At 75.4% G+C, this 16,435-nt stretch carries 2 protein-coding genes; both read left to right on the top strand.

Annotation, left to right across the window (positions count from 1 at the left end; genetic code table 11):
* Positions 1–11: 11 nt before the first annotated feature.
* The gene (locus tag IE262_RS38815; RefSeq protein WP_189880325.1) at positions 12–14,657 is read left to right on the top strand and encodes a type I polyketide synthase; all 14,646 of its coding nucleotides are present in this window, start codon (positions 12–14) and stop codon (positions 14,655–14,657) included.
* 42 nt (positions 14,658–14,699) lie between these two features.
* Positions 14,700–16,435: type I polyketide synthase (locus IE262_RS38810; RefSeq protein WP_373305239.1), on the top strand; the 1,736-nt coding region annotated here is incomplete at its 3' end.

Below are 16,435 nucleotides of genomic sequence, written 5' to 3'. Positions count from 1 at the left end.
CGGAGCCAGCCATGACCACGAAGCCCAGCGAGCAGGTCGTCCAGGCCCTGCGGGCCGCCGTGAAGGACGTCGACCGTCTGCGCAGGAAGAACCGGCAGCTGGCCGCCGCCGCCACGGAGCCGATCGCCGTCGTCGGCATCGGCTGCCGCTACCCCGGCGGTGTGCGCTCCCCGGAGGACCTGTGGCGGCTCGTCGCCGACGGCACCGACGCGATGTCCCCGCTGCCCGCCGACCGCGGCTGGGACCTCACCGCGCTCAGCACCGCCGGAGTCGACGAGCACGGACACGAACTCAGCACCCGCGGCGGCTTCCTCGACGGCGTCACCGACTTCGACGCCGCCTTCTTCGGCATCTCCCCGCGCGAGGCACAGCGCATGGACCCCCAGCAGCGCCTGCTGCTGGAGATCTCCTGGGAGGCGATCGAACGCGCCGGCCTCGACGCCACCACCCTGCGCGGCAGCCGCACCGGCGTCTTCATGGGCACCAACGGCCAGGACTACGCCCACCTCGTGCTGCGCTCCCTGGCCGACGCCGACGGCGAGGTCGGCAGCGGCATCGGCGCCGGCGCCCTGTCCGGGCGGCTCTCCTACACGCTGGGTCTGGAAGGGCCCGCGCTGACCGTCGACACCGCGTGTTCCTCGTCCCTCGTCGCGCTGCATCTGGCCTGCCAGTCGCTACGGAGCGGCGAGAGCACCCTGGCCCTGGCCGGCGGCGTCAACGTGATGGCGACACCCGGACCCCTCGTCGAGTTCAGCCGGCAGGGCGGGCTCGCCCGGGACGGCCGCTGCAAGGCCTTCGGAGACGGCGCCGACGGCACCGGATGGGCCGAGGGCGCCGGAGTGCTGCTGCTGGAGCGGCTCTCCGACGCCGAACGGGGCGGCCACGAGGTGCTGGCCGTCGTCCGGGGCTCCGCCGTCAACCAGGACGGCGCCTCCAACGGCTTCACCGCCCCCAACGGCCCCTCCCAGCAGCGCGTCATCCGCGCCGCCCTCGCCGCCGCCCGGCTCACCCCCGCCGACATCGACGTCGTCGAGGCACACGGCACCGGCACCCCGCTCGGCGACCCCATCGAGGCACAGAGCCTGCTCGCCACCTACGGCCAGGACCGTGCCCGGCCCCTGCTGCTGGGGTCGGTGAAGTCCAACTTCGGCCATGCGCAGGCCGCCTCCGGTGTCGCCGGCGTCATCAAGACCGTCATGGCGATCCGGCACGGCATCGCGCCGCGCACCCTGCACGCCGACCCCCCCACCCGCCTCGTCGACTGGACGTCCGGCGCGGTCGAGGTCCTCGGCACCGAGCGGCCCTGGCCCGACACCGGCCACCCGCGCCGCGCCGGCGTCTCCTCCTTCGGTGTGACCGGCACCAACACCCACGTCATCCTCGAACAGGCCCCGCCCGCCCCGGCGGAGCCCGAGCCGACGGCCCCCGACCGCACGCCCGGCGCCCTGCCCTGGCTGCTGTCCGCCGCCACCCCGGCCGCCCTGCGCGAGCAGGCCGAACGCCTGCGCGACCTCCTCGCCGGTGACGAGAGGCCGCGGCCCCTCGACGTCGCCTACTCCCTCGCCGTCACCCGCGCCGCCCTCGACCACCGCACCGCCGTGGTCGCCCCCGCCGACGACCACACGCCCTACCCGGCCGCCCTCGCCGACCCCACGGGCCCCGGCACCGTCCACGGCCAGCTCACCGGCCGGCCCAAGCTCGCCCTGCTGTTCTCCGGGCAGGGCAGCCAGCGGCTCGGCATGGGCCGTGAACTGCACGCCCGGTTGCCGGTGTTCGCCGACGCGCTCGACGAGGCGCTGGCCCGCTTCGACCCCGGGCTGCGCGCGGTGATGTGGGGCACGGACGACGCGCTGCTGAACCGTACGGACCACACCCAGGCAGCGCTGTTCGCCGTGGAGGTCGCGCTGTACCGGCTGCTGGAGTCCTGGGGCGTGCGCGCCGAGTTCGTCGCCGGGCACTCGGTCGGCGAGATCGCCGCGGCACATGTGGCGGGGGTGCTGTCCCTCGCGGACGCCTGCACGCTGGTGGCGGCGCGCGGCCGGCTGATGGCCGCTCTTCCGCCGGGCGGCGTGATGGCCGCCGTCGAGGCGACCGAGGCCGAGGTACGGCCGCTGCTGACGCCCGGCGTGGCGGTGGCGGCCGTCAACGGGCCGCGCTCCCTCGTGCTGTCGGGCGCCGAGGAGGACGTGGAGGATCTGCTCGCGTCGCTGGGGGAGCGACGGCACACCCGGCTCGCGGTGAGCCATGCCTTCCACTCACCGCTGATGGACCCGATCCTGGACGACTTCCGTGAGGTCACCGAAGGACTGACCTGGCACGCCCCGCAACTCGCCGTCGTCTCCGGGCTGACCGGCCGCATCGCCGAACCGGAGGAGCTGTGCTCGGCGGAGTACTGGGTACGGCACGTCCGCGAGACCGTGCGCTTCGCCGACGGGGTGACAGCCCTCGCTCAGGCCGGGGCCACCGCCTTCCTGGAGGTCGGCCCGGACACCGTACTCGCTGCCGCCGCCCGCGCCTGCCTGCCCGAACGGGCCGTCGTACAGCCGCTGTTGCGGCGCGACCGGGCCGAGGAGCCCGCGCTCGTCACCGGCCTCGCCGCGCTGCACGTCCACGGCGTCGCCGTCGACTGGGCCGCGTTCTTCGCCGGCACCGGCGCACGCCGCGTGGACCTGCCGACGTACGCCTTCCAGCGCGAGCGGTACTGGCCCGCCGGTGGCGCCCGCACCCTGGAGGTGACCGGCGCCGGACTCGAAGCGGTCGGGCATCCGCTGCTCGGCGCCGCGATGGTCGTGGCCGGCTCCGACGACCTCGTGCTCACCGGTGTCCTGTCGCCCGCCGTGCAGCCCTGGCTGGCCGACCACCGCGTCGGCGGCATGCTGTTCTTCCCCGGCACCGGCTTCCTGGAACTGGCGATCCGCGCCGGGGACCAGGTGGGCTGCGCCCGCGTCGCCGAACTGACCCTCGCCGTACCGCTCGTGCTGCCCGAGGACGGCGCCGTACAGGTACAGCTGAAAATCGGCGGACCGGACGGGACGGGGCGCCGCGAGCTGTGGTTCCACTCCCGGCCCGCCGACCGGCCCGAAGCACCCTGGACCCTGCACGCCACCGGCCGGCTCGCCCCGGACGCCGCCGAGCCCGCTCGGTTCGACGCCGCCGAGTGGCCGCCGCGCGACGCGCGGCCCGTCGACATCACCGGCCGCTACGACCGCTACGCCGCCGCCGGCCTGGAGTACGGCCCCGCCTTCCGCGGACTGCGCGCCCTGTGGCGGCGCGGTGAGGAACTGTTCGCGGAGATCGCCCTGGACGCCTCCGTCCGCGACACCGGCGAGTACGGCGTGCACCCCGGCCTGCTGGACTCCGTCCTGCACGCGGCCGCCCTGGACCACGACACCGAGCGCCTGCTGCCGTTCGAGTGGCGTGAGGTGACCCTGCACGCCTCGGGACCCGCACTGCTGCGCGCCCGGCTGCTGCGCACCGGCCCGGACACCGTCGTGGTCGACGCCGCCGACGCGCAGGGCGCCCCGGTCCTCTCCGTCGCCGGGCTCACCCTGCGGGCCGCACCCGACGCCGCCGCCACGACGGCCCTGCCCGACCCGGCCGGGTCGCTGTTCCGCCTGGAGTGGCACAACCACCAGGTGCCGGCCGCCGCGCGAGGCGGCTGGGCCCTGGTCGGCGAGGACCCGTTCGGGCTCGCGGCGCATCTGGAGGGCGCCGCGCACGTGCCGACACTGGACGCGCTGCCGGACGGGCGGGCACCGCGCCACCTCGTGGTGTCCGTCACCGGGTCGGGCGAGGGCGCCGAGGCGGCCCGTACCGCCACCCGCCACGTCCTCGCCCTGCTGCGGGACTTCCTCACCGACGACCGCTTCCGCCGCTCCCGTCTGCTGCTGGTCACACGGGGCGCCGTCGCAGCGACGGACACCGAGGACGTGCCCGATCCCGGCGCCGCCGCCGTAGGGGGACTCGCCCGGTCCGCACAGGCCGAACACCCCGGCCGTCTGCTGCTGGTGGACACCGACGACGCGTCCGCCGCGCTGCTGCCGACCCTGCCCGCCCTGCTCGACGACGCCGAACCGCAGGCCGTCCTGCGCGACGGGGAACTGCGCGTCGGGCGGCTGGCGCGGGGCGCGGGTGCCGGGCTCGTGCCCCCGGTGACCGGGCCGTGGCGGCTGGACGTGACCGACCGCGGGAGCCTGGACGGGCTCGCCCTGACGCCCGCGGAGCACGAGGAGCTGACGGGACGGCAGGTGCGCGTCGCGGTGCGGGCCGCCGGTATCAACTTCCGGGATGTGCTGAGCACGCTCGGCATGTACCCGGGCGAGGCCGGGCTGCTGGGCTCCGAGGCCGCCGGTGTCGTCGTCGAGGCGGGCCCCGAGGCCGAGCTGTGGCGGCCCGGCGACCGCGTCATGGGCATGGTCGCCGGCGGCTTCGCGCCGAGCGTCGTCGTCGACGAACGGCAGCTGACCGCCGTACCCGCCGACTGGTCCTGGGAGACGGCCGGTTCGGTGCCGCTGGTGTTCCTCACTGCTTACCGGGCGCTCGTCGAACTCGGCGACGTCAGGCCCGGCGAGAAGGTCCTCGTGCACGCGGGCGCGGGCGGTGTCGGCATGGCCGCGATCCAACTCGCACGCCACCTGGGCGCGGAGGTCTTCGCCACCGCCAGTGAGAGCAAGTGGCCCGTGCTGCGCGAACTCGGCGTCGCGGACGACCACATCGCCTCGTCCCGCGACACCGGCTTCGCCGACCGGTTCGCCGCCGCGGCGGGTGACGGCTTCGACGTTGTCCTCAACGCGCTGTCCGGCGAGTTCGTCGACGCCTCACTGCGACTGCTCGGGCCCGGCGGCCGGTTCCTGGAGATGGGCAAGACCGATCTGCGCTCCGCGGACACCCTCCCCGACGGCATCCGCTACGAGCCCTTCGACCTGGGCTGGGTGGAACCCGACGGCATCCGGCGGATGCTGACGGCACTCGACGCGCTGTTCGCCGACGGCGCCCTGCGGCCCCTGCCGGTGCGCTCCTGGGACGTGCGGCGGGCCGCCGAGGCGTTCCGCTTCATGAGCCTCGCCCGGCACACCGGCAAACTCGCCCTCACCCTGCCGCCCGCCCTGGACCCCGACGGCACGGTCCTGGTCACCGGCGGTACCGGCGGCCTCGGCAGCCTCCTCGCCCGCCACCTCGTCACCCGGCACGGCGTACGGCACCTGCTGCTCGCCGGCCGCCGCGGACCCGACGCGCCCGGCGCCCGCGAACTCCAGCAGGAACTCGCGGCGCACGGCGCCGAGACCGCCCTGGTCGCCTGCGACCTCACCGCGCCCGGCGCCGTGCGCGCCCTGCTGGACGCCGTCCCCGCCGCGCACCCGCTCACCGCCGTCGTCCACACGGCGGGCGTCCTCGACGACGGCGTGCTGGACGCCCTCACCCCCGACCGGCTCGACACCGTGCTGCGGCCCAAGGCCGATGCGGCCTGGCACCTGCACGAGCAGACCCGCGACCTGGATCTGGCCGCGTTCGTGCTCTACTCGTCCACCGCCGGTCTGATGGGCAGCCCCGGCCAGGCCAACTACGCCGCCGCCAACGCCTTCCTCGACGCGCTCGCCGAGCACCGCCGCGCGCACGGGCTGCCCGCGCTGTCGCTGCGCTGGCCCGGCTGGGAGCGGGACGGCGGCGGCATGACCGCGGCGCTGTCCGACCGCGACCAGCGGCGCGTCTCGGCCCTCGGACTCCCGCCGCTGACCTCCGAGCAGGGCCTCGCCCTCTTCGACGCCGCGCTCGCCACCGACGCGGCCGTCCTCGCCCCGCTGCCCGTCGGCGGCACGCCCCTGCCCCCGGGCGTCCCCGTCCCCGCGCTGCTGCGCGGCCTGGTCCGCCCCGGCAGACGCACCGCCGGCAGCGGGACGATCACGCGCGGCGCGCTCGTGGACCGGCTCGCGGGCCTGAGGCCCGACGAACGGCGCCGCCACCTCGTGGAGCTGGTGCGGGCCGAGGCGGCCGGTGTGCTGGGCCACGGCACCAGCGAGGCGGTCGACGCCGACAGCGAGTTCCGCCGGCTGGGCGTCGACTCGCTGACGGCGATCGAACTGCGCAACCGGCTGGCCACCGCCACCGGTCTCCACCTGCCCGCCACGCTGGTCTTCGACTACCCCACGCCACGTCGTCTCGCCGTCCATCTCCTCGGCGAACTCATCGAGGAGGGCGTCGTCGGCGACGCCCCCGTGACGCGGACCGCCCCCGGCAGCGGAGCCGGCCACGGCACCGGCCCCACGGACGAACCGCTCGCCCTCGTCGGCATGGCCTGCCGCTACCCCGGCGGCATCACCTCGCCGGAAGAGCTGTGGGAGTTCGTGGCGGCCGGCGGTGACGCCATCTCCGGCATGCCCGACGACCGGGGCTGGGAGAAACACACCGGCGTCGCCTCGGCCGACGGGGTCGCCGGCGGATTCCTGCGGGGCGCGGGCGAGTTCGACGCCGCGTTCTTCGAGATCTCCCCACGCGAGGCCGTGGCGACGGACCCGCAGCAGAGGCTCCTGCTGGAGACCGCGTGGGAGGCGCTCGAACGGGCCGACCTCGACCCGCACAGCCTGCGCGGCAGCCGCACCGGCGTCTTCGTCGGCCTCAGCGGCCAGGACTACGGCACCCTCGTGATGCAGTCCTCCGTCGACGTCGAGGCCCACGCCACCACCGGCCTGAACACCAGCGTCGCCTCCGGGCGGCTGGCGTATGTGTTCGGCCTTCAGGGCCCGGCCCTGACCGTCGACACCGCCTGCTCCTCCTCCCTCGTCGCCCTCCACCTCGCCGGGCAGGCGCTGCGCGGCGGTGAGTGCGGTCTCGCCCTCGTCGGAGCGGTCACCGTCATGTCCACGCCGGTGGGCTTCGCCGGGTTCTCCCGCATGGGCGGCCTCGCCGGCGACGGCCGCTGCAAGGCCTTCGGGGACGGCGCCGACGGGACCGGGTGGTCCGAGGGCGTCGCCGTCCTCGTCGTGGAGCGGCTGTCGGACGCCGTGCGCAACGGGCACGAGGTCCTCGCCGTGGTGCGGGGTTCGGCCGTCAACCAGGACGGTGCCTCCAACGGGCTCACCGCGCCCAACGGCCCCTCCCAGCAGCAGGTCATCCGCCAGGCCCTCGCGGGCGCCGGGCTCACCCCGGCCGACGTGGACGCCGTCGAGGCGCACGGCACCGGTACGGCCCTCGGCGACCCGATCGAGGCGCAGGCCCTGCTCGCGACCTACGGTCAGGACCGCGAACGGCCGCTGCTGCTGGGGTCGGTGAAGTCCAACCTCGGCCACACCCAGGCCGCAGCCGGTGCCGCCGGGCTCATCAAGACCGTGATGGCGATGCGGCACGGCGTCCTGCCCCGCACCCTGCACGCCGACCCGCCGTCCCGGCACGTCGACTGGTCGAGCGGGGCCGTACGGCTGCTCACCGAGAACCACCCCTGGCCGGACACCGGCCGCCCCCGCCGCGCCGGCGTGTCCTCCTTCGGCATCAGCGGCACCAACGCACACGTCCTGCTCGAACAGCCGCCCAGCGCAAGCGGGTTGGAAGCACCGCCGCCACCCCTCGGCGCCCCGGAACCGAACCGGACGCCGCCCAACGCAACGCAACCGGACCCCGCGTCGGCCACCGCGCCGGGTCCGGACCCCGCGTCGGCCGGGGCCCCGGGAGCGGATCCGGACCGCGCCGCCCCCGCCACCCCCCTCCTGCCGTGGGTGATCTCCGCCCGCACCGAGGCCGCCCTCGACGCCCAGATCACCCGGATCAGGTCGGCCGCCGAAGGGCTCGACGCACGGGACGTGGCCTGGACGCTGGCCGGTCGTGCCGCCCTCGAACACCGTGCCGTCCTGCACCCCGACGGCACGACCGAACTCGCCCGTGGCCTGGGCGCCGACCGTCCCCTCGCCGTCGTCTTCCCCGGCCAGGGCAGCCAGCGGCTCGGTATGGGCCGCGAACTGAGCGCCCGTTTCCCCGAGTTCGCCTCCGCCCTCGACGAGGTACTCGGCCACTTCGACACCGGCGTCCGGGACGCGATGTGGGGCACGGACGAGGCGCTGCTGAGCCGCACCGACCACGCGCAGTGCGCCGTGTTCGCCGTGGAGGTCGCGCTGTTCCGGCTGCTGGAGTCGTGGGGCGTCACCGCCGGACACGTCACCGGGCACTCCGTCGGCGAGGTGGCCGCCGCCCATGTCGCGGGCGTCCTCTCGCTCGCGGACGCCTGCGCGCTGGTGGCGGCCCGGGGCCGGCTGATGGCCGCCCTTCCGCCGGGCGGCGTGATGGTCGCCGTCGAGGCGACCGAGGACGAGGTACGGCCCCTGCTCACCGACGGCGTGTCCCTTGCCGCGGTCAACGGCCCCACCGCGCTGGTCCTCTCCGGAGCCGAGGCCCAGGTGACCGCCGTCGTGGCCGCCCTCGGTGAGCGGCGGCACACGCGCCTCACCGTGAGCCACGCCTTCCACTCGCCGCTCATGGAGCCGATGCTGGACGACTTCCGGCAGGCCCTGGCCGGGCTGGAGTTCCACCCGCCCCGCATCACGGTGGCGTCGGCCCTCACCGGCCGCATCGCCGGGCCGGAGGAGCTGTGTTCGGCGGAGTACTGGGTGCGGCACGCCCGGGAGACCGTACGGTTCGCCGACGCGGTGGACGCCCTGCGTACGGCGGGAGCCGGGGCGTTCCTGGAGGCCGGCCCGGCCGGTGTGCTCAGCGGCATGGTCCTCGCCACCGGCCCGGACGACGACGTCGCCACCCCGATGCTGCGCCGCGACCGGGGCGAGGAGGAGTCCGTGATCGGCGCGCTGGCCACGCTCCATGTCGCGGGCGTCCCCGTCGACTGGCGCGCCGTCGGCGCGGGCACCGGCGCACGCCGCGTGGACCTGCCGACGTATCCCTTCCAGCGGGAGCGGTACTGGCCCGACGGCGGCCCTGTCGCCCCGCCCGCTGCCCGCACCGAACCGGCCACGGACGGCTCCGCCTCCCGCGACGAACTCCTCGCGCGGCTCAACCCCCTCGGCCCGAAGGAGCGCAAGCGGCACCTGCTGACGCTGGTGCGCACCGAGACGGCCGCCGTGCTTGGCCACCGGGGCCGCGACGAGATCGACCCGGACCACGAGTTCGGCAGGCTGGGCATGGACTCGCTCACCGCCGTGGAGCTGTGCAGACGTCTTTCGGCCGGCACGGGCCTCAAACTGCCCGCGACCCTGGTCTACGACTACCCGAGCCCGAGCCGCCTCGCCGCCCACCTCCTCACCGAACTGCTCGACGACGCCGCCACCGCCGACCGGAGCGCCCGGCGCGCCGCGCCCGTGGCCCAGGACGAGCCGCTGGCCATCGTCGGCATGGCCTGCCGCTTCCCCGGCGGCGTCAGCACCCCCGAGGAGTTCTGGGAGCTGATGCTCGCCGGCCGCGACGGCACCGGACCCTTCCCCGACGACCGCGGCTGGGACCTCGACACCCTGCACGGAGCGGGCCCCGGCAGCAGCGCCACCACCCGCGGCGGATTCCTGTACGACGTCGCCGACTTCGACCCGGGCTTTTTCGGCATCAGCCCCCGCGAGGCCCTCGCGATGGACCCGCAGCAGCGGCTGCTCCTTGAGACGTCGTGGGAGGCGTTCGAACGCGCCGGACTCGACCCCGAGGCGCTGCGCGGCAGCCGCACCGGAGTCTTCGTCGGCACCAACGGCCAGGACTACGTCCACCTCGCCACCCGTGCCCGAGAGGACATCGGCGGCCATCTCGGCACCGGTCTCGCCGCCAGCGTCATCTCCGGCCGGCTGGCGTACGTGTTCGGCCTGGAGGGGCCGGCCATGACCGTCGACACGGCCTGCTCCTCGTCCCTCGTCTCGCTGCACCTGGCCGCCCAGGCGCTGCGGGCCGGTGAGTGCGACCTCGCCCTGGCCGGCGGCGTCACCGTGATGACCACCTCGGTCAGCTTCGTCGGCTTCAGCATCCAGGGCGGCCTGGCGGCGGACGGCCGCTGCAAGGCGTTCTCCGACGACGCCGACGGCACGGTGTGGTCCGAGGGCATCGGCATGCTGGTCGTGGAACGGCTGTCGGACGCCGTACGGGCCGGGCACGAGGTACTGGCCGTCGTGCGCGGCTCGGCCGTCAACCAGGACGGTGCCTCCAACGGGCTCAGCGCCCCCAACGGCCCCTCCCAGCAGCGCGTCATCCGCCAGGCCCTCGCGAGCGCCCGTCTCACCCCGGCCGACGTGGACGCCGTCGAGGCGCACGGCACCGGAACGCGGCTCGGCGACCCCATCGAGGCGCAGGCGCTCCTCGCCACCTACGGCCGCGACCGCGAACGGCCCCTGCTGCTCGGGTCGGTGAAGACGAACATCGGCCACACCCAGGCCGCCGCCGGAGTCGCCGGCGTCATCAAGTCGGTGCTCGCCCTGCGCCACGGCCGGCTGCCCCGCACCCTCCACGCCGACACACCCTCCAGCCGTATCGACTGGTCCTCCGGCACGCTGTCCCTGCTCACCGACACCACCGAGTGGCCCGAGACGGGCAGGCCGCCGCGGATCGCCGTGTCCGCTTTCGGGATCAGCGGCACCAACGCGCACGTCGTCATCGAGGGCGCTCCCGCGCCGGAGCCGGAGACGTCCGGCGTGAGCGCCGCCCTCGCTCCGTGGCCGGTGTCCACCCGCACCGAGGAGGCCCTCGACGCCCGGATCACGGCACTGACCGACTGGGCGCGCGGCCGCGACCCGCACCACGTGGGCCGCTCCCTCGCCGCCCGCTCCCACTTCACCCACCGCGCCGTGCTCCTCGCCGACGGCGAGAGCGTGCGCGGCACCGCCGCCGAACGCCGCCCGGCCCTGGTGTTCTCCGGACAGGGCGCACAACGGCCCGGCATGGGGCGGGAGGTGTACGACCGGTTCCCGGTGTTCGCCGACGCCTTCGACGAGGTGCTCACCCACCTCCCGCCCGGCCTGCGCGACATCGTCTGGGGCGACGACCCCGACACCCTGCGCCGCACCGAGCACGCACAGCCCGCCCTGTTCGCCCTCCAGGTCGCCCTGTACCGCCTCGTCGCGTCCCTCGGCGTCACGCCGGAGTACGTCACAGGACACTCCGTCGGCGAGATCGCCGCCGCCCATGTCGCGGGCATCCTCACCCTCGACGACGCCTGCGCCCTGGTCGGCGCCCGCGCCCGGCTGATGGGCGAACTGCCGCCCGGCGGCGTCATGGTGGCCGTCGCCGCCACCGAGGACGAGGTGGTGCCCCTCCTCACCGGCGAGGTCGCCATCGGTGCCGTCAACGGCCCCTCCGCGCTGGTGCTGTCCGGTACCGAGCCCGCCGTGGAGGCCGTCCTCGCCCGCCTCGGCGACCGCCGCACCCGCCGGCTGGAGGTGTCCCACGCCTTCCACTCCCCGCTGATGGACCCGATGCTCGACGACTTCCGGACCGTCACCGCCACCCTGACCCACCACCGTCCCCGCATCCCGTTCGTGTCCGCCGCGACGGGCGCCCCGGCCGGCGACGACCTCGCCTCGCCCGCGTACTGGGTGCGGCACCTGCGCCAGCCGGTCCGCTTCGCCGACGCCGTCCGCACGCTCACCGGCACCGGCGCCGACGCCTTCCTTGAGATCGGCCCCGACGGCGGCCTCACCTCCCTCGTCGCCGGCCTCGCACCCGACGCCGTCGCCGTACCGCTGCTGCGCCGTGACCGCCCCGAGGAGGCGTCGGTGGTGACCGCGCTCGCCGCCCTGCACGTCGAGGGCGTCACGGTCGACTGGACCGCCCTGTACGCCGGCACGGGCGCCCGGCACCTCCCCGAACTGCCGACCTATCCGTTCCAGCGGCGCCGGCTGTGGCCCACCGCCTCCCTGCGCTCCGCCGACGCGACCGGACTCGGCCTCGCCGCCACCGACCACCCTCTGCTGGGCGCCGCACTGCCCGTTGCAGGGGCCGGGGACCTGGTACTCACCGGCACCCTGTCGCGGACCCTTCACCCCTGGCTGGAGGGCTCGGCCGTGGACGGAGCGGTCCGGCTGCCCGGCGCCGCCCTGGTGGAGGCCGCCGTGCGCGCCGGCGACCAGGTCGGCACACCGCACATCGCCGAACTCGCCCTGACCGAGCCGGTGACGGTGCCCGACCAGGGCGCCCTCCAACTCCAGCTCCGTATCGGCGCCCCCGGCGACGACGGCGGCCGTCCCGCGTGGTGCCACACCCGGCCCGCCCAGGAGCCGGACGTCGTCTGGACCGAGCACGCCCACGGCCGGCTCACCCCCGAGCCACCGGCCCCCGCACCCGACACCACCCGGTACGCCACCGGCCAGTGGCCCCCGCCGGATTCCACCGAACTCGCCCTGGACGACCTCTATGACCGGCTCGCCGACGCCGGTGTCGAGCACGGCACCGCCGCCCGCGCCCTGCGCGCCGCCTGGCGGCACGGCGACCACCTGTACGCCGAACTCGCCCTGCCCAAGGAGACCGGCGAACACGCCGGGTTCGGACTGCACCCGGTGCTCCTCGACGCCGCCCTGCACGCCGCGCACCTCGTCACCGAGCCCGACCAGTCCGAGCCCGAGCGGCTGCTCGCCGTCCAGTGGCGCGAGGTGTCCCTGCACGCCGTGTCGGCCACCGAACTGCGCATACGGCTGACCGGCAGCGGCGACACACGTGACCTCGTCGCCGCCGACCCCTCCGGCGCGCCGGTGCTCACCGCCCGCGCCGTCGTCCTGCGCCCCGCGGAGCGCCGCGCCGACGCCCCCGCCGCCGGACCCGACCTGCGCACCTCCCTGTTCCGCCTGGACTGGGAGGAACGGCCCGTCCCGGCCGCCCCCGCCGACCCGGCCCCCTGGTACGTCCTCACGACCGGCGACACCGACCCGGCCCTCGCCCTCGGATCGCTCGCGGAACCAGTGAAGTCCCTAGCCGAACTACGAGAAGGTGACGACGCGCCGGTGCGGCTGCTCGCCGTCCCGCTCACGGGCCGCCCCGAGGACACCGCCGGAGCGGTCCACGAACTGACGTACCGCGCGCTGACGTTGACGCAGGAGTTCCTCGCCGAGGACCGGTTCGCCCGTACCCGCATGGTGTTCCTCACCCGCGGCGCGGTCGCACCGCACGGCGAGGACGTCACCGACCCGGCCGCCGCGGCGGTCTGGGGCCTGGTGCGGTCCGCCCAGATGGAACACCCCGGCCGGTTCCTCCTCGTCGACGTCGACGGCGGCGCGTCCACCGCGGCCGTGCTGCCCGCCCTGCCGGACACGGACGAGGAGCAGTTCATGATCCGCGACGGATGCCTGCGCGTGGCGCGGCTGGGGCGCGTGCCCGACGCCGCCGCCCCATCCGCCGCCGGACCGGCCGGCTGGCGCACGGACGGCACCGTGCTCATCACCGGCGGCACCGGCGGCCTGGCCCGCATCCTCGCCCGGCACCTGGTCACCGCGCACGGCATGCGCCACCTCCTGCTGGCCGGCCGGCGCGGCCCCGACGCCCCCGGCGCCACGGAGCTGTGCGCCGAACTCGAAGCGCACGGCGCCCGGGTCACCCTGGCCGCCGCCGATGTCGCCGACCCGGACGACGTGGCCGCCCTCGTCGCGAGCGTTCCCGCCGAACACCCGCTGACCGCCGTCGTGCACACGGCCGGCGTTCTCGACGACGGCGTCCTGGACGCCCTCACCCCCGACCGGTTCGACACCGTCCTGCGGCCCAAGGCCGACGCCGCCTGGCATCTGCACCGGGCCACCGGCCATCTGGACCTGGACGCGTTCGTCACGTACTCGTCCACCGCCGGTGTCGTCGGCAGCCCCGGCCAGGCCAACTACGCCGCCGCCAACGCCTTTCTCGACGCCCTCGCCCAGCACCGCGCCGCGACCGGACGGCCCGGCCACTCGCTGGCCTGGGGCCCCTGGGCGCACAGCTCCGGCATGACCAGCTCACTGAGCGAGGACCACATCCGGCGCATGAACCGCTCCGGCACCCCGCCCCTCGAACCCGAACTGGGGCTCGCCCTGTTCGACGCGGCCACCGCCCGCGACGACGCCCGGCCCGTACTGATGCGCACGGCCGCCCGCACCGGCGCGGCGCTGCCCTTCGCCGGACCGGTGCCGCCCGTCCTGCGCGGGCTGATCGGCGGACGCCGCACGGCCGCGGGCCGCAACCGCGCCGCCGAACTCGCCGCCCGCCTCGACGGACTGCGTCCGTCGGAGCGCACCCGGCACCTCACCGACCTGGTGCGCGCCGAGGCCGCGACCGTGCTCGGCCACGACACACCCGAACAGATCGGTGCCGAGGACGAGTTCGCCTCCCTCGGCTTCGATTCCCTGACCTCCGTGGAGATGCGCAACCGGCTCGGCACCGTCACCGGCCTGCGGATCCCCGCCACCCTCGTTTTCGACCACCCCACGCCGCTGGCCGTCGCCGAGCACCTCGCCCGGCGGCTCGGCCGCGGTCCGACGGCACCCGCCGACGCACTGCGCGCCGAACTCGACCGCCTGGACACGGCCCTGGCCGGTGCGCTCGACACCGACGGCCTCGACCCCGCCGTCCGCACCGGCACCGCCGCCCGGCTGCGGGCCCTGCTCGCCCGGATCACCGACGGCGGCGGCGAACGGCAGGGGGCGGACGACGACGTGCGCAAGCGCCTCGACGCCGCCGGCGCCGAAGACCTCATCGCCTTCATCGACAGCGAGATCGGCCGACCCACCGACCGCTGAACCGGTCACATCTCCCACCGGTCTCCCACCGAGGAAAGGGCATTGACCATGCCGGACGAAGCGAAACTCGTCGAGTACCTCAGGTACGTCACCGCTGACCTGCACGAGACCCGGCGACGTCTCGACGAGGCCGAGTCGGGGCGCCACGAGCCGGTCGCCGTGGTCGGCATGGCCTGCCGTTTCCCCGGCGGGGTGCGGACGCCGGAGCAGCTGTGGGAGCTGGTCGCCTCCGGCACCGACGCCATCACCGCGTTCCCCACCGACCGCGGCTGGGACCTTCAGGGCCGCGGCGGCTTCCTCGACGACGCCGGAGGCTTCGACGCGGGCTTCTTCGGCATCAGCCCCCGCGAGGCCCTCGCGATGGACCCCCAGCAGCGGCTGCTGCTGGAGACCGGCTGGGAGGCCTTCGAGCGGTCCGGCATCGACCCGCTGAGCCTGCGCGGCAGTCAGACCGGCGTCTTCGTCGGCACCAACGGCCAGGACTACGTCCGCCTCGTGCACACCGCGAAGGAGGACCTGTCCGGGCACGCCGGCACCGGCCTCGCCGCCAGCGTGATATCCGGGCGCGTCGCCTACGTCCTCGGCCTGGTCGGCCCGGCGGTCACCGTGGACACGGCGTGCTCGTCGTCGCTGGTGTCGCTGCATCTGGCGGCGCAGGCGCTGCGCGGCGGCGAGTGCTCCCTCGCCCTGGCCGGCGGCGTCACCGTGATGACGACCCCGGCCGCCTTCGCCGGCTTCGACGTCCAGGGCGGCCTCGCGTCCGACGGGCGCTGCAAGGCGTTCTCCGACGACGCCGACGGCACCACCTGGTCGGAGGGCATCGGTGTCGTCGTACTGGAGAAACTCTCGGACGCGGTGCGCAACGGCCGCCGCATCCTGGCCGTGGTGAAGGGCTCCGCGGTCAACCAGGACGGTGCGTCGAACGGTCTGACGGCGCCGAACGGTCCGTCGCAGCAGCGGGTGATCCGGCAGGCGCTGGCGTCGGCGGGGCTGACGCCGGCCGAGGTGGACGCGGTGGAGGCGCATGGTACGGGCACCCGGCTGGGCGACCCGATCGAGGCGCAGGCGCTGCTGGCGACGTACGGTCAGGACCGTGAACGGCCGCTGCTGCTGGGCTCGGTGAAGTCCAACATCGGGCACACTCAAGCCGCGGCCGGAGCCGCCGGACTCATCAAGGCCGTCATGGCCCTACGACACGCCGCCCTGCCGCCCACGCTGCACATCGCCCGCCCCTCCGGCCACGTCGACTGGACCGAGGGCGCCGTCGAACTCCTCACCTCCACCACCGACTGGCCCGACACCGGCCACCCGCGCCGCATGGGCGTGTCGTCCTTCGGTATCAGCGGCACGAACGCCCACGTCATCGTCGAGGAGCACACCCCGGCCGCCACCGCCGAGCCGCAGCAGGGCACCGTCGCTCCCGGCATCGTCGCCTGGCCGGTCTCCGCCCGCACCGAGGTCGCGCTGGACGAACAACTCGACCGGGTCCGCGCGCAGGCGCAGGGGCACCCGGCACTGGACGTCGGCTACTCACTCGCCACCGCCCGCCCGGTCTTCGAGCACCGCGCCGTGCTGCTCGCCACGCCCGACGGACTCACGGAGGCCGCGCGAGGGGTGGCCGAGCCGGGGCCGTTGGCCGTGTTGTTCTCTGGTCAGGGTGCTCAGCGGTTGGGTATGGGGCGGGAGTTGTACGGGCGTTTTCCGGTGTTCGCGCGGGCTATTGATGAGGTGCTGGCGCTGTTGCCTTCTGGTGTGCGGGAGGCGATGTGGGGTGAGGG

The sequence above is a fragment of the Streptomyces bluensis genome (assembly GCF_014650715.1).
Classification (GTDB): Bacteria; Actinomycetota; Actinomycetes; order Streptomycetales; family Streptomycetaceae; genus Streptomyces; species Streptomyces bluensis.
This window is presented reverse-complemented; position numbering and strand designations above follow the sequence as displayed.